This window comes from Algibacter pectinivorans, assembly GCF_900112595.1.
GTDB classification, from domain to species: domain Bacteria; phylum Bacteroidota; class Bacteroidia; order Flavobacteriales; family Flavobacteriaceae; genus Algibacter_B; species Algibacter_B pectinivorans.
The window spans coordinates 13,157-35,706 of the sequence record NZ_FOMI01000010.1 but is presented as its reverse complement, the minus strand read 5'-3'; the positions used below and the strand labels follow the sequence as shown (position 1 = coordinate 35,706).

The window sequence follows — 22,550 nt, the reverse complement described above, 5'->3', positions numbered from 1 at the left end:
TAAGAGGTATATGATAAAGAAATAAACGGTTAAAACAGACCAATATTTATGGTGTCTTTTTTATGGTTATATTTTCTTTACTCTGAAAATTTATAATAAATTTTATGAAAATAGGTATTGTTTGTTATCCAACTTTTGGTGGTAGTGGTGTTGTAGCTACCGAGCTAGGTCTAGAACTTTCTAAGCGTGGTCATGAAATACATTTTATTACATATAACCAACCAGTTAGGTTAGAGCTAATTAGCAATAATGTGCATTACCACGAAGTTACAGTTCCAGAATATCCGTTGTTTCATTATCAGCCGTACGAGTTGGCTCTATCTAGTAAATTGGTAGATATGGTTAAACTGCATGGTATAGAAATATTGCATGTACATTACGCTATTCCGCATGCTTATGCCGCATATATGGCAAAAAAAATGTTACAAGAAGAAGGCATATTAGTACCTATTGTTACAACCTTACACGGAACAGATATCACATTAGTGGGTAGCCATCCGTTTTATAAACCTGCAGTAACCTTTAGCATTAATAAGTCCGATGCAGTAACCACAGTTTCAAAAAGTTTAAAGGAAGATACGCTTCGTTTATTCGATATTAAGAATAAAATTTCGGTAGTTTCAAACTTTATAGATTTAGAAAAGTATAACCATGCCTTTACCGATTGTCAACGTGGTATGATGGCGCAGGATAATGAAAAAATTATAACTCATATAAGTAATTTAAGACCCGTAAAGCGCGTTCAGGATGTTATTAGTATATTCTATAAAATTCAAAAGGAAATACCTGCAAAACTAATGTTTATAGGCGAAGGACCAGAAAAAGAACAAGTGGAGTTACGTTGTCAAGAATTAGGTATTTTAAACAAGGTGGTATTCTTCGGAAAAAGTAATGAAATCGATAAGATTTTATGTTTTTCAGACTTATTTCTACTACCATCTCAAACCGAAAGTTTTGGTTTAGTGGCACTTGAAGCCATGGCCTCTGGAGTGCCAGTTATTTCAAGTAATACTGGAGGATTGCCAGAAGTTAATATTCATGGTTCTTCAGGCTTTTTAAGCGATGTAGGCGATGTTGACGATATGACCAAAAACGCACTATATATATTAAGTGATGAGGATCGTTTAAAAACCTTTAAAGCAAATGCACGTAAAGAAGCTTTAAAATTCGATTTACACGCTATTGTTCCAAAATACGAGGCTATTTATCAAGACACCTTATCAAAATGTTTTGTGTTATAAACTTATCCTTTTGAGTTACTTTTTATTGTATTTAGGCTAATTTAAATCTGAGTTTTTATCGATCTTTGAATAAAAACAGATTATGGCTATTCTAGGAAATATTATTAAAGGAGTAATTGATTTAAAAGGAACTTTAACTTCAGATACCAATCATGTTGAGGCTCAAAGGGCTGTTTTAAAACAGCTTTTAGAAAAAGCTAAAGACACTCAATTTGGAACGCATTATAGATTTTCTGAAATTTTGGAATCCGATACCATGCTTTCTGCCTTTGCCAAAACAGTTCCATATTTCGATTATAATAAAATTAATGAAGCCTGGTGGAGTAAATTACATGAAGGTGAAAGCGATGTGACTTGGCCTGGGGCTCCGTCTTATTTTGCATTAAGCTCTGGTACAACAGGTAAAACGAGTAAGCGAATTCCAGTAACTGACGATATGATTTCTGCCATAAGAGAATCGGGAATAAAACAAGTATTCGCCCTTCATAATTTTGATTTACCGGCTGATTTTTTCGAAAAAGAAATTATGATGCTAGGAAGCTCAACAGATTTAGAGGAAAATAATGATCACCTTGAAGGCGAAATTAGCGGAATAAGTGCTAGTAATATCCCGTTTTGGTTTAGAAGTTATTATAAACCAGGAGAAGATATAGCTAAAATTGACGATTGGGATGCACGTGTTCAACGCATTGCAGAACGTGCTAAAGATTGGGATATTGGTGCTTTAAGCGGTATTCCTTCTTGGATTGAATTGATGCTTCAAAAAGTTATAGATCATCACAATTTAGAGAACATTCACGATATTTGGCCAAACTTACAAGTCTATACTTCTGGAGGTGTGGCATTTAGTCCTTATGAAAAAAGTTTTAATGCCCTAATGGGTAAGCCCGTTACGGTTATAGACACATATTTAGCTTCCGAGGGTTATGTGGCCACACAAGTACGTCCAGAAACAGATGCTATGCAATTAAATACCGACAGTGGTATTTATTTTGAGTTTGTGCCGTTTAAACCAGAATATATAAATAAAGATGGTTCGTTGTCTCAAGATGCTCCTGCCTTAACTTTGGAGCAAGTAGAACGCAATCAAGATTATGTGTTAATTATGAGTACCGTTAGTGGCGCATGGCGCTATTTAATAGGCGATACTATTGAATTTACAGATATTGAACGTGCCGAAATTAAAATTACGGGACGAACTAAATTCTTTTTAAACACAGTAGGTTCCCAACTTTCTGTGAATAAAATGGATGATGCCATGCAAAAATTAGAAGAGAAATTCTCTACTAAAATTCCAGAATATACTATTTGTGCTAAACGAGGAGAAGACGATGAGTTTTATCATTTTTGGTATATAGGTAGTGAAGCCGAAAATCTTGATAATTCTGAGGTTGCCGAAGCTTTAGATGGATTTTTAAAAGCAGCTAATAAAAATTACAAGGTAGCTAGAAGCAAAGCCTTAAAAGGTGTTAAAGTAAAGCTGATAAACCCATCAGTTTTTCATGAGTGGAGTGGTGCCAACAAGAAAAAAGGTGGGCAAGTAAAAATGGAACGTGTTATGGGAGAAGATAAATTCAAGGAATGGGAGACTTTTGTTACGCAAAATTAATTTGTTTGTAGTTTTTCATTTCTAGTGTTTACCAATTCCATGATTTCTTCTGGCGACAGGTAAAAGCGCTTTATTCTGTTTTTATAATTTTCATTAATATCGGCATGGTTTAATATGAAGTTTTTTGTTTTTAAAATATAGCTTTCCATACCATGGTTTACAGCAAAAGTATCTGCGGCACGCTCTGCTTCTACGATATGATTTTCAGAAAACAGATATCTAATCCCAAAATTTATTAAGTTTAATTTACTTCGGTTTTGATAATCCATAATATGCCCCAATTCATGCCCTATCCAACCAATTAATATATCAGAAGGAATATGTTTGGTTAGAAATTTTTTATCAGAAATTTTAAAGGTTTCACTTATTAAAATCAAATAGCTTCTATTTTTTCTGCTTTTAAAAAAGCTACCAAAGCTGGGTCTAGCCTGCATGGTAGATTTTTTTATGTTTTTTTTAAACTTAAAACTAATTTTTGTGTGCTCTAATTTGGGGTAATAACTTAAAGCCGTTTTAACTTCATTTTCAATAGATTTCGGAATATGGTGTGTTGTCATAATTTAATAAAAAGGTTCAATAAATTTTAGATTTTTTTTCGCTGTTACTCCAATATAATCATAATCCACTAGACCTTATACGCCAAATAGCAATAGAGTTAATGATTGTTTTATATGAGTTCGTATTTCCTTTGTTTTAGGTTTTTTCTAACAAAAATGGTTGTTATTATTAAACCTTTTTAACAAAAGCATCTGCCCAATCCTCAATACGTTTACCAAAACATTCTAGTAGGGCATCTACACCAATAACGCTGCCTTTGCATAAGCGTCCTAAAATAAAAATGGGCAAATTATGGTCTTTAATCGTGCTAATTACTTGGCCGTTTTCTAAGGTGTCTATACCCAATTTCGTGTGTATAGGTTGTATTAAATCATTCTTAAGTAAACTAGTCACTAATGGTGCATTTACTTTTAATAGCTGAGGCGCATCTAAAACACTATTAATCATAATATTTGTTGATATGGTGTCTCCATCTTTATTTGTCAATTTCCATCCTTTGTTAGTGGTTTTAATGTCAGGGTTGTCTACAAAATCAAATACTAAAATGTTAGCATCGGCTAAGGCAAGCATTTGCTGCATACTTTCAATTGGAGGTCCGTAGGAGTAACGCTTACTGTGGTCATCGAGTTTTATAATATCTTCAATAACCTCATTATCTAACAGGGAATGTGAAAGTGAGGCATATAAAGTAGGTTGGCAATGGCGCCAAACTTGACCCACACAATAATCTAAACTCACAGGGATTTTTCCTAAACCCATTTGTATATAGCGCTCTATAAGTTTGTAAGTAGATATATTTGTTTTTTGGATAAGCCCGTGCTTATAATTGTTATCCTGCAGCCAATTTGAAATTATAAGTTTAAGCGCTTTATCATTTAAATTATGTGGTAGCGCTCTATCTTGTAGAGATAAGTAGATATGCGAAGCTATTTTGGATATAGCATCTATTAGAAAGTGTATATTATTGGTAGTATCTTTTTTTGCAGCTAATTCAATCTCTTTTTTAAAAGCGCTTAGTACTTCGTTATTAGGTTTATACCAATCGTCAATAGCTTGGTTTAATGGTTTTGGAGCCATTGGTTTTCCATCCAACGAGAAAGGGACAAGGCTTAAGTTTTGTGGTTTTAGCTGAACGTATTCGGTTTTTAAAGTATGCGAATCAATTACCTTAAAATATCCAAATTTATTAATCGTTAATGCACGCATAACATCAATCATCGCCAATCCAAAACCTCTTATGTTTATGGTGTTTGTTTTCTGATTTTTTAGGTCTTCAAATTTGCAAACGGAATACGGATTGTCATAAAACTGAATGTTGTCTTTTTCAGTTTCAGCAAAGTGTTTCCATTGTTTCATCTCATCAGAAAGCTCGGTGGGTTGATGGCCTATGGTAATTAAAATGGCATCTAAATTGTAGGTTTGGTTTTCGTTGGTGGATAGCTTTATTAAATTGTCCTGATAATCTAGAGCAGTAACTTCTTTATTTACTTTTTTGAAAAACTTCGATGTTTTTAAAACGGTTTCCAAAGCGAGGTAGCGCTCATGCAAATATTGTCCTATTTTTTTTCTAGACGGAAAAGTATCGGGATCTTCTTGGGTTTGATTAAACTCTGACCAGTCATGATATGCGGGGAAACTGCTAATTATTTTTGAATCGAAATTAAAGGAAGGTCTTGCTTTTAAACCACTTAAAGCGCGTTCATGAATGTTTACCCAATTACTTTCAGCTTGATTTATATCCCAAACAGGGCCAGCGCCTTCGTGCGCAGTAGGTTCAAAAATGGTGATGTTTAGTTTTTTGTTTGCCTTGTTTAAATTAATTAAGAGCATTTCTAAAGCATATAATCCTCTGGGACCAATTCCAATAATGGCAAAGTTTTTCATTCCTTTTTTTTAGTTAAGATAAATAAAAAGCAGCATTTAGGGTGCTTTTTAATTTAAATAGATGCATGATGCTTTTAAATGTAAACGACAATGGTATTTAATTAGAGTGACTACGTTGTTAGTTGGATCTAGATGTCTTTAAAACGAGAAGTACATAAACAAAAAAAGCACCTTAAAAAGGTGCTTTTAATATATTGATTTATTTATTCTTAGAATTGGTAACGAATACCTAAAGCGATATCGAAATCTAAATCGTCACTAAAATCTCCAAAACCTAATTCTGGTCTAAAGTCTAATGATAATAATAACGGAATATCAAAATTATATTCGATACCTATATCACCGGCAACAAATAAAGCCGTTTCGCTAACATCATCAAAAGCATCTTTACCATCAAAAGACGCTAATCCACCACCAGCACCAACAAACCAATTAAAATTACCATCTAAAGGCATAACCCATTGGTAAATACCTGTAAGTTTAAAAGCATTATAATCATTTGAGCTTCTCCAACCTAAATCGGCTTCTAATCTATTGTTGTCGCCTAATGCACGTTGGTAAGATACTTCTGCACCTAAACCATCGCTATCGCCTAAACGTAATCCAATAGCATTCTCCGAAATGTCCTGTGCATTTGAAGTAAATGCAAAACCTAATACAGCCACTGATAATAAAAATAATTTTTTCATAAATATTGTTTTTTGTTAATTGTTATAATATACGGTCGTTTAGCGTTAAAAGACCATTGTTAAAAATTTAATCTTTAGCAAAAATAGAGCCAATTTTGTGTTTATATTTACGCATATCATATATATTTTAACGCAATGCATTTAAACCATTTAAAATCAGTGTTATCGGGAGAGTTATATCACGACGACTTAATAAAATCCATTTATGCCACTGATGCTTCGGTTTACAGAAAACTGCCATTGGCAGTAGCTTACCCCAAAAATGAAGATGATTTAAAAGCGCTAATAAATTTTGCCAAGGCTAACAAAACATCGTTAATTCCTAGAACTGCGGGAACATCGTTAGCAGGACAATGCGTTGGAGATGGTATTGTGGTCGATGTTTCAAAATACTTCACTAAAATTATTAAGTTTGATGAAGCGGCGCGAACAGTAACCGTGCAACCCGGTGTGGTTAGAGATGCTTTAAACAATTTCTTAAAACCTTATGGTTTGTTTTTTGGCCCGAATACATCAACCTCTAATAGATGCATGATAGGAGGGATGGTTGGTAATAACTCCTCTGGTACAACCTCTATACAATATGGTGTTACACGAGATAAGGTTTTAGAAATGCATACCATTTTAAGCGATGGTAGCGAAGTTGTTTTTAATGCATTGTCTAAAGAAGCATTTCATGATAAAATTAAACTAGAAACCTTAGAAGGCGAAATTTATAAAACGATTTATAACGAATTAAAACCAGAAGAGGTTAGAGCTGGTATTTATAAACATTTTCCAAAACCAGAAATACACCGAAGAAATACCGGTTATGCCATTGACGAATTAATAAAATCTGCAGTGTTTACGGACGCTCCTCAAAATTTTAATATGTGTAAACTGCTTTCTGGAAGTGAAGGCACATTGGCATTTACCACACAAATAACCTTAAAACTAGATAGATTACCACCAACTGAGGCTATTATTGTGGCGGCACATTTTGATAGCATTGAGAGTTGTTTGGATGCTGTACAACCTGTTATGCAACATGATTTGTACACCTGCGAAATGATGGATAAAACCATTTTAGATTGCACAAAACACAATAAAACACAGCAGGAAAATAGGCAGTTTATAGTAGGAGATCCTAAAGCTATTTTAATGTGCGAAGTTCGTGCGGAAACTCCAGAAGCCGTTAAGCTATTAGCTAATAAGCTTGAAAAAACAATTATCGATACGGGTTTAAGTTATGCTAATCCAAAACTTATTGGGCAGGACATTAGTAAAGCAAATAATTTACGTAGTGCAGGTTTAGGTTTATTGGGTAATATTATTGGCGATAAAAAATCGGCGGCATGTATTGAAGATACTGCCGTAGCTTTAACAGATTTATCGAAATATATTGCAGAGTTTACAAAGCTCATGAAAGGCTATAAGCAAGATGCTATTTATTACGCACATGCAGGAGCTGGCGAATTGCATTTACGTCCTATTTTAAATTTAAAGAAGGCTAAGGATGTTGATTTATTTAGAAAAATAACCACCGATGTCGCCCATTTAGTAAAATCGTTTAACGGTTCTATGAGTGGCGAGCATGGTGACGGTATTGTGCGTTCGGAGTTTATTCCATTAATGATTGGTGAAGCAAATTATAACATTTTAAAACGCGTAAAAAAGGCTTTCGATGCCGATAATATATTTAATCCTGGTAAAATTATTGATGCTTTACCAATGGATGAGTCTTTAAGATATAAACCAAATAGGGAAGAGCCCGAATTAGATACCTTTCTAGATTTTTCTAGTTCTTTAGGTATTTTAAGAGAGGCGGAAAAATGTAATGGTTCTGGCGATTGCAGAAAATTACCAGAGTTTGGCGGTACCATGTGCCCAAGTTACAGAGCCACCAGAAACGAAAAAGATACTACCCGAGCAAGAGCCAATGCATTACGCGAGGTTTTAACCAACTCGGAGAAACCTAATAAGTTTAATCATGAGGAATTAAAGGAGGTTTTCGATTTATGCCTTAGCTGTAAAGCCTGTTCTAGCGAATGCCCAAGTAGTGTTGATGTAGCAGCTTTAAAAGCCGAATTTCAATACCAATACCAAAAAGAAAATGGCGTGTCGCTGCGCACTAAATTGTTTGCTTTTAATAATACACTAAACCAATTAGGAAGTAAAACTACGGGGCTTTCAAATTTTATGTTTTCTAATAATTTAACCTCGTCATTATTAAAGCGTGCTTTTGGCATTGCTAAAGAAAGAAGTTTGCCTTTGCTATCAAAACCTAATTTAAGTACTTATTACCAAAGCTTCAAAAAAACAAGTGAACCTAATAGTTATATTAAAACGGTGTATTTGTTTAATGATGAGTTTACTAATAGGCTTGACGCTACCATTGGACAGGATGCCTTAGAGCTTTTAAAGGCTTTAAATTATAATGTTGAAATTATTGATAATGCCGAATCTGGTCGTTCCTTTTTATCAAAAGGGTTGCTAGAAGAAGCTAAAGAACATGCTAATAAAAACGTTGCTCTTTTTAAAGATAAAGTTTCAGAAGAAACGCCACTTATAGGTATTGAACCTTCAGCAATATACACCTTTAAAGACGAGTATTTAAAATTAGCAGACGATACTACTTCCGCGAAAGCGCTATCTAAAAACACATTTTTAATAGAAGAATTTATTCAAAAAGAAATCGAATTAGGCAACATAAGGCCAGAGCAATTTACCTTAGCGGCTAAAACCATTAAGTTCCACGGGCATTGTCACCAAAAGGCTATGAGTAACCAGTTATCGAGTTTTGCGGTATTAAATTTACCAACAAATTATAAAGTGACCATAATACCAAGTGGCTGTTGTGGTATGGCAGGCAGTTTTGGTTACGAAAAAGAACATTATGAGGTGAGTATGCAAGTAGGTGAGCAAACCTTATTTCCGGCGGTTAGAAAGGCTGCAGATTCTGTTTTAATTTCGGCAAACGGAACGAGTTGTAGGCATCAAATTAAGGATGGAACCAATCGCGAGGCTAAGCACCCAATAACTATTTTAAGAGAAGCGCTTGTTTAGTTGCAATCGCAGTCTCAGTCGTGGTTTCAGTATTCAGTTTAACCTAAATTTTTATTGCTTTTTAAGCTTTTTCTTTTTTTCGGCTTGGTCTACAATAGTTATGGCAGCAATTAAGTCTTTTATTTTCATATCTTCATCATCGTCTACAACAATAAAAGGCGCTAGTTTATCTTGGTTAAAATTATAGATTTTCCAACGTTTAAATTGGTATTCTAGTGCTGTAAAATTTTCTACCCAATCGCCAGAGTTTAAATACATGGTTTTGCCATGTTTATTCTCGAAGTATTGTATTTTAGGTTGGTGTATATGTCCGCAAATTACATAGTCATACTCGTTTTTAATAGCTAACTCCGAAATGACTTTCTCAAAATCATTTATATATTTTATAGCGCCTTTAACTCCATTTTTTACCTTTTTAGAAAGGGAGTATCGCTCTTTACCACGTTTTTCTAAGTACCAATTTACACCTCGGTTTAATAGTGTAAGTAAATCGTAACCATAGCCACCAAGTTTAGCCAACCATTTTGCATTTTGTACAGAAATATCGAACACATCACCATGAAAAAACCAAGCCTTTTGTCCATCGAGTTCCAAAACCACTTTATCTACTATAGAAAAGTTTCCAATGCTAGTGCCGCTAAATTTTCGTAGCATTTCATCATGATTTCCTGTTATGTAAATAACTTCTACTCCGTTAGAAGCCATGGACATTAGTTTTTTTATAACTTTCATGTGCGACTTAGGAAAATAACGTTTACTAAACTGCCAAATATCTATAATATCTCCATTTAGCACGAGTTTTTTAGGTTCTATACTATTTAAATAGGTTAATAAGTGTTTGGCATGACAGCCATAAGTGCCCAAATGCACATCGGATATTACAGCAATTTCAAGTTTTCGTTTTATTTTCAAGAGTGGCGGTATTGGTACAATACAAATAACAAGTTTTTGTATTATGTAATTATTACGCTATAATTAATTAAATGCTAGATGATTGTTAATTAATTGTTATGTGTTTTTACGTAAAAAAGGTGAAGCTAAATACGATTTCATTTTCGTATTTATAAGAATAGATTTAACTTAGCCAAAAATTGAAATTATGGCTGGTAATTCCTTCGGAAAACTATTTAATTTAACAACTTATGGAGAATCTCACGGACCTGCTTTAGGTGGTGTTATTGATGGATGTCCATCCGGAATTAAGTTAGATTTAGATGAAATTCAAAACGAATTAAATAGAAGAAAACCAGGACAATCTGCTATCGTTACGCAACGTAAAGAACCAGATACTGTTAAATTTCATTCGGGTATTTTTGAGGGCGTAACCACAGGAACTTCTATAGGTTTTGTTATAGAAAACACCAACCAAAAATCTCACGATTACTCGCATATTAAGGATAGTTACAGACCAAGTCATGCCGATTATACTTACGATAAAAAGTACGGCGTACGCGACTATCGTGGTGGCGGACGTAGTTCTGCGCGCGAAACCGCCTGTCGTGTTGTAGCCGGAGCCATTGCAAAACAAATGCTAAAAGGTATCGAAATAAAAGCTTACGTTTCTGGCGTTGGTACCATGAAATTAGATACACCATATAACGACATAGACCTTACGCAAATAGAATCTAATATTGTACGTTGCCCAGACCAAGATATGGCAGCTAAAATGGAAACCTATATTAAAGAAGTTCGTGCCAAAGGCGATACCGTTGGTGGTATTGTAAGCTGTATAATTAAAAATGTACCAGTAGGTTTAGGCGAACCAGTGTTCGATAAATTACACGCGCAATTAGGTAAAGCTATGTTGTCTATAAACGCCGTAAAAGGCTTTGAGTATGGTAGTGGTTTTCATGGCAGTACCATGTATGGTAGCGACCATAACGATGCTTTCAATAACGATGGCTCAACAAAAACCAACTATTCAGGAGGCGTTCAAGGCGGTATAAGTAATGGTATGGATATCTATTTTAATGTCGCTTTTAAACCTGTTGCAACGCTAATCCAGAAATACGAAACCATCGATAAAGCTGGTAACACAGTCGAGATGCAAGGTAAAGGGCGTCACGATCCTTGTGTAGTGCCAAGAGCGGTCCCTATTGTAGAGGCTATGGCAGCACTAGTTTTAGCCGATTTCCATTTAATAAACAAACTGTATAAGTAATAGGTTTAGAAGCTATTTCCCGCTTTCCACTATATCTTTTCTGTGAAGCAGTCTCGAACTTGTTTTGAGAGCTTAACATAGTTAGGTAATGCTTAATTGTCGTTAGGTTTGTCTCTCAATAGCTTCACAAAAAAGGATGCCGTTTCAATCGGGGCTAAACCATCTGCTAGAGTAGGTGCTTAACTCGAGCTTTAAATACATTTTTGGAAATTAGATTTTATTCTTTTCTAAAAATTATTTTTGAGGTTTCTTACCCATGTGTTTCCAACGTTTATGCGTCCAGAAATAATATTCTGGAGTTTCATAAATTTGAGCCTCAACCCGTTTAAGATATAAATCTGTAAGCTCATAATCTTTGTGGTCTTTTGCGTTTCTTATAATATCTGTAAAACTAGCTTCATAGTAACCACGTTTCACTTTTTTAACCTTTAAAAATAGCGTAACCATATCTAAACGTTTTGCCAGTATTTCGGCTCCAACATGCACAGGCACTTTTACGCCCATAAAGTCTTGCCAATATAAGGCTTTATGGAGCTTGGGCGATTGATCGAAAACAAAACCATTTAAGGTTAATTCATTAGCTCTTTTAGCTTTTATTAATGTGGGAAACGTTTCTCTAGTGGTAATTAAATAGCTATTGTATTTTGCACGAATACGTTTAACAAGCGCATCAAAATATCTGTTAGCTAATCTTTTATAAACCGCATAGCCTTTATGGTTTACATGAGTTTGTAAAATAAAAATCCATTCCCAACTTGCATAATGTCCCATAAATAAAACAATACTGCGTTGCTCTTCTTCAAGTTTATGTATTTCTTCAACATTTGTAAACACATAGCGTTTTTGCATTTCGGCCTCAGAAATCGAGATAGATTTAATAGCCTCAAACATCATATCGCATAAATGATGATAAAAACGTTTTCTTATTTTTAAAATATCTTGTTCTGTTTTATCAGGAAAAGCGAGCTTTATATTATCATAAACCACTTTTTTACGGTAGCCAATTATGTAAAATACTAAAACATAAAAACCATCAGATAAAAAATACAATATTCTAAATGGTAGTATAGATATTATCCATAAAAGTGGATAAACCAGAATATAAACTAGAAATTGCATGAATAAGTTTTAGATTTGTAACGCAAATATATATTAATTTAAGAATAAACGTTTAGACCTTATGGGTAATTTAAGTATTGTAACCATAGTAATTATTGCAGCAAATGTTATAATCTCGTATAAGGGATTTAATGATTTTGGTTTTTTCGAGAAGTATAAGTTTCAAGTTGGTCCGATTCAACGTGGTGAACAAATACGAATGTTTAGTTCTGGGTTTTTACACGCCGATACCCAACACCTGTTATTTAATATGGTGTCTTTATACTTTTTTGCCGATGTGGTTATCTCTAATTTAAGTTCCATTCAATTTCTTCTGGTTTATTTAGGAAGCCTTATGGTGGGGAGTTTATTGTCTTTTTATTTTCATAAAAACGAATACCATTACAGTGCAGTAGGTGCAAGTGGAGCGGTTAGTGGTGTTATTTATTCGGCTATATTGTTACGTCCAGATATGGATTTATTATTGTTTATTATACCTATTCCAATTCCGGCGTATTTATTTGGTATTGGTTACTTGCTGTATTCTATTTATGGCATGAAAAACAGAATAGGAAACATTGGTCACGATGCCCATTTTGGTGGAGCCATTGGTGGTTATGTAATAACCTTGCTGTTGTCGCCATGGTTGTTTGAAACTAATTTACTCATGATTGTTTTACTCGCGCTTCCTATTGCGCTTTTGTTCGCTTTAAAGAAGTTAGGGAAAATATAACTCCAAAATTATTACATTTTTAGAGTTTATGATTACATATTGGCATAGCTATTGAAATTACAATATAGATATGCTTGTTTTTTATATGAAAAACATCTAAAATTCAGTATTTTACTGTAAATATTAAAATTTTAAAAAATGATTAATCTGTTTTTAATGACAGATTGACCTAAAAATATATATGAAAAAATCTAAATTTACAACCCTTGACAGTTTGTCACTACAGGAGTTTGATGAGAACTCAGAATTAATTCCTTTAATGACACCCGAGGACGAAGAAGCCATAAATAACGAAGAGTTACCAGAAACATTACCTATTTTATCGTTAAGAAATACGGTGTTATTTCCAGGTGTGGTTATCCCTATTACTGCAGGTAGAGATGCTTCAATAAAACTTATAAACGATGCCAACAAAGGAGGTAAAGTTGTAGGTGTGGTTGCGCAAAAAGACGAATCGGTAGAGAAACCTGGAGCTAAAGATATTCATGAAACGGGAACTGTAGCTAGAATTTTAAGAGTTTTAAAAATGCCAGATGGTAATGTTACCGTTATTATTCAGGGTAAAAAACGTTTTAAAGTTGCCGAGGTACTTACCGAAGAGCCTTACATGACGGCTACCATAAGAGATATTCAAGAGGCTAAACCAGCAAAAAAGAACAAGGAATTTACAGCCATTATTGACTCTATAAAAGATTTAGCTTTAGAGATTATTAAAGAAAGCCCAAACATTCCTAGCGAGGCTTCTTTTGCTATAAAAAATATAGAAAGTAATTCATTTCTAGTCAACTTCGTGTCTTCCAACATGAATTTAACAGTGGATGAAAAACAAGAGCTTTTAGAAATTGATGAGCTAAAAACACGTGCTTTAGCTACTTTAAAGTACATGAATGTTGAGTTTCAAAAATTAGAACTTAAGAATGATATTCAGTCTAAAGTTCAAATGGACATGAGCCAACAACAGCGTGAGTATTTCTTGCACCAACAAATGAAAACCATTCAAGAAGAATTGGGTGGGGTTAGTCATGATGGTGAGTTAGAAGAAATGCGTGTTAAAGCCAAATCGAAAAAATGGGACGAAAAAGTTGCGAAGCATTTTGAAAAAGAAATCGCTAAAATGCAACGCATGAATCCGCAGGTGGCAGAATACTCTATTCAAAGAAATTATTTGGAGTTATTTTTAGATTTACCATGGAACGAGTTTAGTAAAGATAAATTCGATTTAAAACGCGCCATGAAAATTCTTGATAGAGATCATTTTGGTTTAGAAGATGTTAAACAACGAATTATAGAATATTTGGCTGTTTTAAAACTTCGTAATGATATGAAGTCGCCAATACTTTGTCTTTACGGACCTCCAGGTGTTGGTAAGACATCGCTTGGTAAATCTATTGCCGAGGCTTTAGGACGAGAGTATGTGCGTATTTCGTTAGGTGGTTTACGTGACGAGGCAGAAATTCGTGGTCATAGAAAAACCTATATTGGTGCTATGCCAGGGCGTATTATTCAAAGTTTAAAAAAGGCAGGTACATCAAACCCTGTGTTTGTTTTAGATGAAATTGATAAATTATCGAATTCACATCAAGGCGATCCATCATCAGCATTACTAGAAGTTTTAGATCCAGAACAAAATAGCGAGTTTTACGATAACTTTTTAGAAATGGGTTACGACCTTTCTAAAGTTATGTTTATAGCAACTTCTAATAGTTTATCTACCATTCAACCTGCATTACGCGATAGAATGGAGATTATAAATGTAACGGGGTATACCATTGAAGAAAAAGTGGAAATTGCCAAACGTCATTTATTACCAAAGCAATTAAAGGAGCACGGTTTAACCGATGTGCATTTAAAAATAGGCAAACCACAATTAGAAAAAATTGTTGAAGGCTACACTCGAGAATCTGGTGTACGTGGTCTTGAAAAGCAAGTAGCAAAAATGGTGCGTTATGCAGCCAAAAATATTGCTATGGAAGAAGATTACAACATAAAAGTGTCTAACGAAGATATTATTAAAGTATTAGGCGGCCCTAAATTAGAGCGCGATAAATACGAAAATAATAATGTTGCTGGTGTGGTAACTGGTTTAGCATGGACCCGAGTAGGTGGCGATATTTTGTTTATAGAGTCTATACTTTCTAAAGGAAAAGGCGCCATGTCTATAACTGGTAACTTGGGTAAAGTAATGAAGGAATCGGCTACTATTGCCATGGAATACATAAAATCTAATGCCGATAGTTTTGGTATAGATATTAGCATTTTCGAAAAATATAACGTGCACATTCACGTACCAGAAGGTGCTACTCCAAAGGATGGTCCTAGTGCGGGCGTAACCATGTTAACATCATTAGTGTCGCTTTTTACACAGAAGAAAGTTAAGAAAAGTTTAGCCATGACTGGAGAAATTACTTTGCGTGGTAAAGTATTACCAGTTGGAGGTATTAAAGAAAAAATATTAGCTGCAAAGCGAGCACGTATTAAGGAAATATTGTTGTGTGAAGATAATAGACGCGATATAGAGGAAATTAAACCGGAATATTTAAAAGGTTTAACCTTTCATTATGTTACCGAAATGAGTGAGGTTATTGATATTGCGGTAACTAAACAAAAAGTAAAAAATGCAAAAAAATTATAGAGCATTATTATTTATAATGGTTTTAGCATGTTATATGAGTATGCATGCACAAGGAAGAGTAGTTTATAAAGATGTTTTACTAAATGGAAAAGAAGCCAAATTGAAGTTAGCAACTGGCGAATTTATTTTTAAAGATTCAAAAGGAAACGATTCTATTGTAAATGCTAGAAGAAATGGCGATGATAATTCAATTGAAAGATTGAATTATCATATTGTCCAACAAGGAGAAACTTTAGATGATGTAGCTAAGCAATACGGACTTACAGCAAGTAAATTAAAGCAAGCAAATAAATTAAAATCTTCCTTAATTAGTGCAGGACAAAAGCTTCGAGTAAGAAATTTTGAAGCGGTAAAAGAAAATGAAGCATTAAATGTTTGGGTAGTAGCAAGTGGCAACACACTTTATAATATATCGAGAAAAACAGGAGTTAGTGTGGCAACCTTAAAACGTTTAAATGGTTTAAAAAGTAATAAATTAGCCATAGGACAAAAATTATTTTTAAAGTAGATTTAATTTTACTAAAAAAATAAAACTTAGATATCGACGTTTTAGTATAGATTCATTTACTTTGTAGCGAAAATATGCTAAGAAAAATTACCACATTTTGTTTTTTAACTATCACTTCAATCGCCTTTAGTCAAGTAGGTGGTGAGGCCACATACCAATTTCTTAACTTGGTGTCGTCGCCGCGACAAGCAGCTTTAGGTGGTAAAGTTTTAACAAATGTAGATTACGATGTCGCTCAAGGCCTTTATAATCCAGCCACCATTAATGTAGAAATGGATAATCAATTGGCCTTAAATTATATTAGTTATTTGGGTGGTATTGGCTATGGTACGGCATCTTATGCGTATACAGTTGATAGGCGTACTCAAACGTTTCATGCAGGTATTACGTATGTAAATTATGGGTCTTTCGATGGCTATGATGAAGAAGGTAACTCTACAGGAACCTTTTCAGGTAATGAAACGGCGCTATCCTTTGGCTATGCTTTGCAAATAGGCTATTCCGATTTTTATATAGGTGCAAATGCCAAATTAATTACATCAAAATTAGAGCAGTATAGCTCCTTTGGTGCTGCAATAGATGTAGGGCTAATTTATGTAAATGAATACTTAGATTTTAATGCAGCATTAGTAATTCGTAATTTAGGAACACAAATTACTACGTATGCCGATTTAAATGAGCGATTACCTTTTGAGGTTGCTTTTGGAATGTCTCAAAAACTAGAACATGTGCCTATACGTTGGCATGTTACTTTAGAGAATTTACAGCAATGGCCAATAGCAACGCCTAATCCGGCACGAGCTATAAGTGATTTATCTGGAAATCAAACATCAGAAAAAGTTGGTTTTATTGGTCAAGTTATAAGACACACTATTGTTGGTGCGGAAGTATTTCCTGATAGTGGTTTTAATATTCGTTTAGGCTATAACTTTAGAAGAGGCGAGGAGCTAAGGATTATTGATGAGCGTAACTTCTCCGGACTCTCTGCAGGCCTTTCCATAAAAATGAACAAAATGAGATTTAGTTATACACACGCCAAATATACAAGTGCAGGAAACTCTAATTTCTTTGGTTTACAAATAGATTTACAGTAAAAAAGTTTTCAGTTTACAGTTGCAGTATTCAGTTTTACTCAAACAATTAAAATTCTTTACCCATCTGAGGATAATTAAAGTGATTAGTATTTTTCCACTTTAGGCATTTTAAGTACTTTAGGCACTTTCAAACTTTATAGATAAATGAATAAAATAACCATAGCTATCGATGGGTTTTCGTCAACCGGTAAAAGCACTGTAGCAAAACAATTAGCAAAATATTTAAGTTATATTTATGTGGATACAGGAGCTATGTATAGAGCGGTAACCTTCTATGCTATGGAAAACGGATTAATAAGTGCTACCGATTTTAATTCGGAAGCTTTAATTTATCAATTACCAAATATTAAAATCAATTTTAAATTTAATGAGGCTTTAGGGTTTGCCGAAGTATATTTAAATAATGTAAATATTGAAAAACAAATTAGAACCCTAGAGGTTTCTAGTTTTGTAAGCAAAGTGGCTTCCATATCGGAAGTTCGAAGAAAGCTAGTAGAACAACAACAGGAAATGGGAAAGGATAAAGGTGTTGTAATGGATGGTAGAGATATTGGTACGGTTGTATTTCCAGATGCAGAACTTAAGTTGTTTATGACAGCTTCTGCCGAAACTAGAGCGGAACGTCGCTATCAAGAATTAATAGAACGAGGAGATCAGGTTGAATATAAAGACGTATTAAAAAATGTGCAAGAACGAGATTATATAGACTCTAACCGAGAAGATTCTCCTTTAGTTAAAGCCGATGATGCTATCGAGATAGATAATTCACACATGACGCTAGAGGAGCAATTTAATAAAATATTTCAATTAGCTAAAATGACTATCGAAGATTACGAATAAGTCTAATTGAAGCATTTTAAAAAACTTATAAAAACAGAAAAGCGAATCTTATTTAAGATTCGCTTTTCTGTTTTTATAAATTAGGCATTCCTATAAATTAGGAATAATTAATTCTTGATCTGGATGAATAACATCTGGATTCTTTAAAATATCAGAGTTAGCTTTAAAAATAGCTTGATATTTTGAGGCATTACCATAATATTGCTTAGCAATTTTACCTAAAGTTTCTCCACTTTTTACCGTATGTCTAGCAAAAATACTTTCATCAGCTACCGTTATATTTGCCATAATATCGGTAGGATTTTCACCCCCTATTTCCTTAATTTTATCCCAAAGAATGTTTTTTTCATACGGAGTATTAGTTGTTCCTTTAATTTTAAGAACTCCATTCTCTTCAGATACATCTCCGTTTTGGATATTTAACGTTTCACCTAAGTTTAAAACGTCTTGATACTTTGCTTTCACCATGATTTAGTAATATTAATTTGTAAATAATTGTAGTGAACAATATACTAAAATATTTAAAGCATTTTAATAAATGTTTCTAAGTTATTGTTCTAAAATTAAGACACCATTTATATTTTTTAGTCACATCTATTTTATTTGTTCATTTTTAGGTATTTATAGCAATATTATGTATTTTTGCACTCCTTTTAGCGAATCGTCAGGATAAAGAAAGGAATGAAATTTAAAAATAATATAACACTTCTGTGTGTTATTCGCTTAAAATCCCTGAAACATAACAGAATACAAACGCGGTAAAAGGTAATTTGGAAAACACAAAACTCCTTATAAAGTATCGCAGAAATTAATTAAATGGCTGATAAAGCAAAACAAACTGAAGTTGAAGCAACAGAAGCTCCAGCGGTAGAAGCTCCAGTGGTATCTGAAGCAAAAGCAAATCCTGAAAAGTTTTTAAAAGAATTTAACTGGCACAATTACCAAGAAGGTATTGATGAAGTTGATGATTTACAACTTAAAGAATTTGAAAAATTAGTAGCAGAAAATTTCGTTGACACTTTAGATGACGAGGTTGTTGAAGGTACAGTAGTGCATATTTCTGATAGAGATGCTATTATTGACATCAATGCAAAATCTGAAGGTGTTATTTCTTTAAACGAATTTCGTTACAATCCAGACTTAAAAGTAGGAGACAAAGTAGAAGTATTAATCGATGTGCGTGAAGATGCAACAGGACAATTAATATTATCTCACAGAAAAGCTCGTGTAATTAAGGCTTGGGATCGTGTAAATAAAGCACACGAAACTGGTGAAATCGTTAACGGTTTTGTTAAGTGTAGAACTAAAGGTGGTATGATTGTAGATGTTTTTGGAATTGAAGCATTCTTACCAGGTTCTCAAATTGACGTTAAACCAATTAGAGATTACGATCAGTATGTAAATAAAACTATGGAATTTAAAGTTGTTAAAATCAACCACGAATTCAAAAACGTAGTAGTTTCTCATAAAGCTCTTATTGAAGCTGATATCGAAGAACAAAAGAAAGAAATTATTGGTCAATTAGAAAAAGGTCAAGTATTAGAAGGTATTGTTAAAAACATTACGTCTTACGGTGTATTTATTGATCTTGGTGGTGTTGACGGATTAGTACACATTACAGATTTATCTTGGTCTAGAATCAACCATCCAAATGAGATTGTTGAGTTAGATCAAAAATTAAATGTTGTAATTCTTGATTTTGATGAAAACAAATCTAGAATCCAATTAGGTCTTAAACAATTATCTAAACACCCATGGGAAGCTCTTGCAGAAGAGGTAAAAGTTGGTGATAAAGTAAAAGGTAAAGTTGTTGTAATCGCAGATTACGGTGCATTTATTGAAGTAGCTGATGGTGTTGAAGGATTAATTCACGTTTCTGAAATGTCTTGGTCTACACATTTACGTTCTGCACAAGATTTCGTTACTGTTGGTGATGAAGTTGATGCAGTAATCTTAACTTTAGATAGAGAAGATCGTAAAATGTCTCTTGGTATTAAGCAATTAACTCCAGATCCATGGACTGATATTACTACTAAATACCCATTAGGTTCTAAGCATACAGGTATTGTACGTAACTTTACAAACTTTGGTGTTTTTGTTGAATTAGAAGAAGGAATTGACGGATTAATTTATATCTCTGATTTATCTTGGACTAAGAAAATTAAGCATCCATCTGAGTTCTGTGCTGTAGGTGATAAGTTAGATGTTGTTGTACTTGAATTAGACGTTGAAGGACGTAAATTAAGTTTAGGTCACAAACAAACAACTGATAACCCATGGGATAAGTATGAAACTGAATTCGCTTTAGGTACAGTACATAAAGCAGCTATTACCGAAATAGTTGATAAAGGTGCTACAATTGATTTTAACGAAGATATCGTTGCATTTGTACCTGCTCGTCATTTAGAGAAAGAAGATGGTTCTAAACTTAATAAAGGTGAAGAAGCAGAATTCAAAATTATTGAATTTAACAAAGAGTTTAAAAGAGTAGTAGCTTCGCATACTGCAATTTTTAAAGCTGAAGAAATGGCTAACGTAAAAGCTGCTGTTAAAAAGCAAGCTTCTCAAGCTGCCGAAGCAAAACCAACTTTAGGTGATGCTAATGATGCTCTACAAGCTCTTAAAGATAAAATGGACGGAAAAAAATAGTAAGTCTATAAATTTATTTTAGTTTTAAAAAAGCCTCCAAAATATTGGAGGTTTTTTTTATGGCTTTATACCAAGTATTAATTATTAAAATTATGCATATTATCTATAAATCTAAGTATTTATACTTAATTAATAATTATTTTGAAATATATTAATATTACAGTAAAAAGAAATCTTTTCACGATTAAAAACATAATTTGTAATATTTTTTATATAAGTTTGTAGTAGTATTATTAGTCGTTTAATGAATGACTAATTAATGTAGTCTCTCAATTAAAAATTTAAAATTAATACTTAACCTAAATACTTACCTTATGAGAGCTACTACTTTTTTATTATTAATGTTATTTTTTACAAATTTTATTGTTGCGCAAAATGGTGATGAAATTACAGATGCCGTTTTATGTCCTGATGCAACACCAATAATTGCAGAACACGTGTCAGATGCTACTACTGCTTCAAGTACATCGGCACCCGAATGTGTTTCTGGAGGTATCGATGCTTTTTATTACAACACTATTTCTAGTGGCGATAATAAAATTACCGTTTCAATGGAAACTAACTACGGTGTGGATACAACAATTCATTATCAAATTTTAAGAGCTCCGGCAGGAGATATTATGAGTTTACAAGAAGTTATTTGTAGTTCTTTTGATGTTGTTGTTGGTTTGCCACCTTTAACACCTGGTGGTAGTTTTTCAAACGAAATTATAACTAATGTAAATGCTAATGATGTATTTTACCTTCGTGTGTATAAACCAACAGGATTAGCAGCTCCAGCTATTGAGGCTTTGTTTAACGCCACCACAGTAGAGATGACTAGTGTTGAGGATGCTACATTAAGTTATAAAGAGTTTTATACATCTACTATTAAAGTAATTAATGGAGTTAATAATTTAGAAATTTTAAACAATTCAATTTTTAATGGGTTTAATATTTATAATATTAACGGGCAATTAATAGCTCATTCTAAACAAAATAGCGTTGTTTCTAAAATAGATATAGCTTCATTTAATTCTGGAATTTATATTTTAAGTCTTAATAGTGACAATGTAAAAGATAAAGCAGTATATAAATTTATGAAATAATTTATATTGCCACCATAAATAAAAAAAGACCTTCTATACTTAAGATGGTCTTTTTTTATTTAATCTTAATTTCAAAGCACATTGTACACTTTGTTTTTTTAACTTAACTTTGTTGCACAACATACGTTTGGATACAATATGAGTCAAAAAGTTTTACTTAACACAAAAGAGGTAAACATCATTCTTCATCGATTGGCTTGTCAACTAATTGAAAAACACAACGATTTTTCTAACACCGTACTTATTGGTTTACAGCCTCGAGGCGTGTTTTTAGCCAATAGATTGGCTAAAATTTTAAGCGAAAGCTATAAGGTTAAAGATATTAAGTTGGGACATTTGGATATTACTTTTTTTAGAGATGATTTTCGAAGAGGAGACAAAACATTAGAGGCTAATAAAACTAAAATTGATTTTATAGTTGAAGATAAAAACATAGTATTTATTGACGATGTTTTGTATACCGGACGAAGTATAAGAGCTGCTTTAACAGCCATTCAATCGTTTGGGAGACCTAACGAAATTGAACTTCTCACGTTAATTGATAGACGTTTTAGTAGACATTTACCAATACAACCTAATTACAGAGGTAGGCAAGTAGATGTTATTAATAATGAGAAAGTTAAGGTGAACTGGAAGGAACATGATAATGAAGATGCGGTTTATTTGATAGAGAAATAATAATAGACTTTAGCTTTTAGACTTTAGAGAAACCAAATCTAAA

18 protein-coding genes are annotated in these 22,550 nt (G+C 33.3%); 12 read left to right on the top strand and 6 right to left on the bottom strand.

Annotated elements, in window-relative coordinates; translation table 11 throughout:
• The first annotated feature begins 104 nt into the window (after positions 1-104).
• Positions 105-1,241 (top strand): N-acetyl-alpha-D-glucosaminyl L-malate synthase BshA, encoded by a 1,137-nt coding sequence (gene bshA / locus BMY96_RS13715; RefSeq protein ID WP_092853154.1) that lies wholly within the window; start codon positions 105-107, stop codon positions 1,239-1,241.
• Positions 1,242-1,323: 82 nt separating this feature from the next.
• A complete protein-coding gene (locus tag BMY96_RS13710) occupies positions 1,324-2,850 on the top strand; it encodes a GH3 family acyl-acid amido synthetase (RefSeq protein WP_092853152.1) in 1,527 nt (508 codons plus the stop codon).
• On the opposite strand, the gene BMY96_RS13705 is transcribed toward BMY96_RS13710, so the two are convergent.
• From BMY96_RS13705 to BMY96_RS13695, 3 genes are all read right to left on the bottom strand, one after another.
• The gene (locus tag BMY96_RS13705; RefSeq protein ID WP_092853150.1) at positions 2,847-3,407 is read right to left on the bottom strand and encodes a hypothetical protein; all 561 of its coding nucleotides are present in this window, start codon (positions 3,405-3,407) and stop codon (positions 2,847-2,849) included. The genes BMY96_RS13710 and BMY96_RS13705 overlap by 4 nt on opposite strands.
• 169 nt (positions 3,408-3,576) lie before the next feature.
• Positions 3,577-5,292, bottom strand: coding sequence for an FAD/NAD(P)-binding protein (locus BMY96_RS13700; protein ID WP_092853148.1), 1,716 nt, complete (start codon positions 5,290-5,292; stop codon positions 3,577-3,579).
• Between the two features lie 209 nt (positions 5,293-5,501).
• Positions 5,502-5,981, bottom strand: coding sequence for a hypothetical protein (locus tag BMY96_RS13695; protein ID WP_092853146.1), 480 nt, complete (start codon positions 5,979-5,981; stop codon positions 5,502-5,504).
• A 135-nt stretch (positions 5,982-6,116) separates the two neighbouring features.
• On the opposite strand from BMY96_RS13695, the gene BMY96_RS13690 reads away from it, so the two are divergent.
• Entirely contained in the window at positions 6,117-9,026 is a 2,910-nt protein-coding gene (locus BMY96_RS13690) for an FAD-binding and (Fe-S)-binding domain-containing protein (protein WP_092853144.1), read from the top strand.
• Between the two features lie 51 nt (positions 9,027-9,077).
• Here BMY96_RS13690 and BMY96_RS13685 read toward each other — a convergent pair whose 3' ends face one another.
• Complete coding sequence (locus BMY96_RS13685) at positions 9,078-9,938, bottom strand: UDP-2,3-diacylglucosamine diphosphatase (RefSeq protein ID WP_092853142.1); 861 nt, start codon at positions 9,936-9,938, stop codon at positions 9,078-9,080.
• A gap of 187 nt (positions 9,939-10,125) precedes the next feature.
• Between BMY96_RS13685 and aroC the strand changes: the two genes are divergently transcribed.
• Complete coding sequence (aroC, locus tag BMY96_RS13680; RefSeq protein ID WP_092853140.1) at positions 10,126-11,187, top strand: chorismate synthase; 1,062 nt, start codon at positions 10,126-10,128, stop codon at positions 11,185-11,187.
• Between the two features lie 234 nt (positions 11,188-11,421).
• Here aroC and BMY96_RS13675 read toward each other — a convergent pair whose 3' ends face one another.
• Positions 11,422-12,306 carry a lysophospholipid acyltransferase family protein gene (locus BMY96_RS13675; RefSeq protein WP_092853138.1) on the bottom strand — a complete coding sequence of 295 codons (885 nt, stop codon included), beginning with the start codon at positions 12,304-12,306 and terminating at the stop codon, positions 11,422-11,424.
• Positions 12,307-12,367: 61 nt separating this feature from the next.
• Here BMY96_RS13675 and BMY96_RS13670 point away from each other — a divergent pair, with 61 nt between their 5' ends.
• The 5 genes from BMY96_RS13670 to cmk all read left to right on the top strand — a co-directional run bounded on the left by BMY96_RS13670 (position 12,368) and on the right by cmk (position 18,092).
• On the top strand, positions 12,368-13,018 hold the full coding sequence (locus BMY96_RS13670; RefSeq protein ID WP_092853135.1) for a rhomboid family intramembrane serine protease: 651 nt from the start codon (positions 12,368-12,370) through the stop codon (positions 13,016-13,018).
• Positions 13,019-13,199: 181 nt separating this feature from the next.
• Entirely contained in the window at positions 13,200-15,650 is a 2,451-nt protein-coding gene (gene lon, locus BMY96_RS13665) for an endopeptidase La (RefSeq protein WP_092853133.1), read from the top strand.
• Complete coding sequence (locus tag BMY96_RS13660; protein ID WP_092853131.1) at positions 15,634-16,158, top strand: LysM peptidoglycan-binding domain-containing protein; 525 nt, start codon at positions 15,634-15,636, stop codon at positions 16,156-16,158. Before lon ends, BMY96_RS13660 begins: the two co-directional genes overlap by 17 nt.
• 74 nt (positions 16,159-16,232) lie before the next feature.
• Complete coding sequence (porQ, locus tag BMY96_RS13655; RefSeq protein WP_092853129.1) at positions 16,233-17,252, top strand: type IX secretion system protein PorQ; 1,020 nt, start codon at positions 16,233-16,235, stop codon at positions 17,250-17,252.
• 144 nt (positions 17,253-17,396) lie between these two features.
• Positions 17,397-18,092, top strand: coding sequence for a (d)CMP kinase (gene cmk, locus BMY96_RS13650; RefSeq protein ID WP_092853127.1), 696 nt, complete (start codon positions 17,397-17,399; stop codon positions 18,090-18,092).
• Between the two features lie 90 nt (positions 18,093-18,182).
• On the opposite strand, the gene BMY96_RS13645 is transcribed toward cmk, so the two are convergent.
• Entirely contained in the window at positions 18,183-18,560 is a 378-nt protein-coding gene (locus BMY96_RS13645; RefSeq protein ID WP_175473581.1) for a LysM peptidoglycan-binding domain-containing protein, read from the bottom strand.
• A 348-nt stretch (positions 18,561-18,908) separates the two neighbouring features.
• Between BMY96_RS13645 and rpsA the strand changes: the two genes are divergently transcribed.
• The 3 genes from rpsA (at position 18,909) to pyrR (ending at position 22,507) form a co-directional block, all read left to right on the top strand.
• Positions 18,909-20,741 carry a 30S ribosomal protein S1 gene (gene rpsA / locus BMY96_RS13640; protein WP_092853123.1) on the top strand — a complete coding sequence of 611 codons (1,833 nt, stop codon included), beginning with the start codon at positions 18,909-18,911 and terminating at the stop codon, positions 20,739-20,741.
• Positions 20,742-21,055: 314 nt separating this feature from the next.
• On the top strand, positions 21,056-21,829 hold the full coding sequence (locus BMY96_RS13635) for a T9SS type A sorting domain-containing protein (RefSeq protein WP_092853121.1): 774 nt from the start codon (positions 21,056-21,058) through the stop codon (positions 21,827-21,829).
• Between the two features lie 138 nt (positions 21,830-21,967).
• Positions 21,968-22,507, top strand: coding sequence for a bifunctional pyr operon transcriptional regulator/uracil phosphoribosyltransferase PyrR (gene pyrR, locus BMY96_RS13630; protein ID WP_092853119.1), 540 nt, complete (start codon positions 21,968-21,970; stop codon positions 22,505-22,507).
• Positions 22,508-22,550 lie beyond the last annotated feature (43 nt).

Coding starts and splice junctions, on each gene's coding strand:
- bshA (WP_092853154.1), top strand. CDS start 105: ATGAAAATAGGTATTGTTTGTTATCCAACTTTTGGTGGTAGTGGTGTT.
- BMY96_RS13710 (WP_092853152.1), top strand. CDS start 1,324: ATGGCTATTCTAGGAAATATTATTAAAGGAGTAATTGATTTAAAAGGA.
- BMY96_RS13705 (WP_092853150.1), bottom strand. CDS start 3,407: ATGACAACACACCATATTCCGAAATCTATTGAAAATGAAGTTAAAACG.
- BMY96_RS13700 (WP_092853148.1), bottom strand. CDS start 5,292: ATGAAAAACTTTGCCATTATTGGAATTGGTCCCAGAGGATTATATGCT.
- BMY96_RS13695 (WP_092853146.1), bottom strand. CDS start 5,981: ATGAAAAAATTATTTTTATTATCAGTGGCTGTATTAGGTTTTGCATTT.
- BMY96_RS13690 (WP_092853144.1), top strand. CDS start 6,117: ATGCATTTAAACCATTTAAAATCAGTGTTATCGGGAGAGTTATATCAC.
- aroC (WP_092853140.1), top strand. CDS start 10,126: ATGGCTGGTAATTCCTTCGGAAAACTATTTAATTTAACAACTTATGGA.
- BMY96_RS13675 (WP_092853138.1), bottom strand. CDS start 12,306: ATGCAATTTCTAGTTTATATTCTGGTTTATCCACTTTTATGGATAATA.
- BMY96_RS13670 (WP_092853135.1), top strand. CDS start 12,368: ATGGGTAATTTAAGTATTGTAACCATAGTAATTATTGCAGCAAATGTT.
- lon (WP_092853133.1), top strand. CDS start 13,200: ATGAAAAAATCTAAATTTACAACCCTTGACAGTTTGTCACTACAGGAG.
- BMY96_RS13660 (WP_092853131.1), top strand. CDS start 15,634: ATGCAAAAAAATTATAGAGCATTATTATTTATAATGGTTTTAGCATGT.
- porQ (WP_092853129.1), top strand. CDS start 16,233: ATGCTAAGAAAAATTACCACATTTTGTTTTTTAACTATCACTTCAATC.
- cmk (WP_092853127.1), top strand. CDS start 17,397: ATGAATAAAATAACCATAGCTATCGATGGGTTTTCGTCAACCGGTAAA.
- BMY96_RS13645 (WP_175473581.1), bottom strand. CDS start 18,560: ATGGTGAAAGCAAAGTATCAAGACGTTTTAAACTTAGGTGAAACGTTA.
- rpsA (WP_092853123.1), top strand. CDS start 18,909: ATGGCTGATAAAGCAAAACAAACTGAAGTTGAAGCAACAGAAGCTCCA.
- BMY96_RS13635 (WP_092853121.1), top strand. CDS start 21,056: ATGAGAGCTACTACTTTTTTATTATTAATGTTATTTTTTACAAATTTT.
- pyrR (WP_092853119.1), top strand. CDS start 21,968: ATGAGTCAAAAAGTTTTACTTAACACAAAAGAGGTAAACATCATTCTT.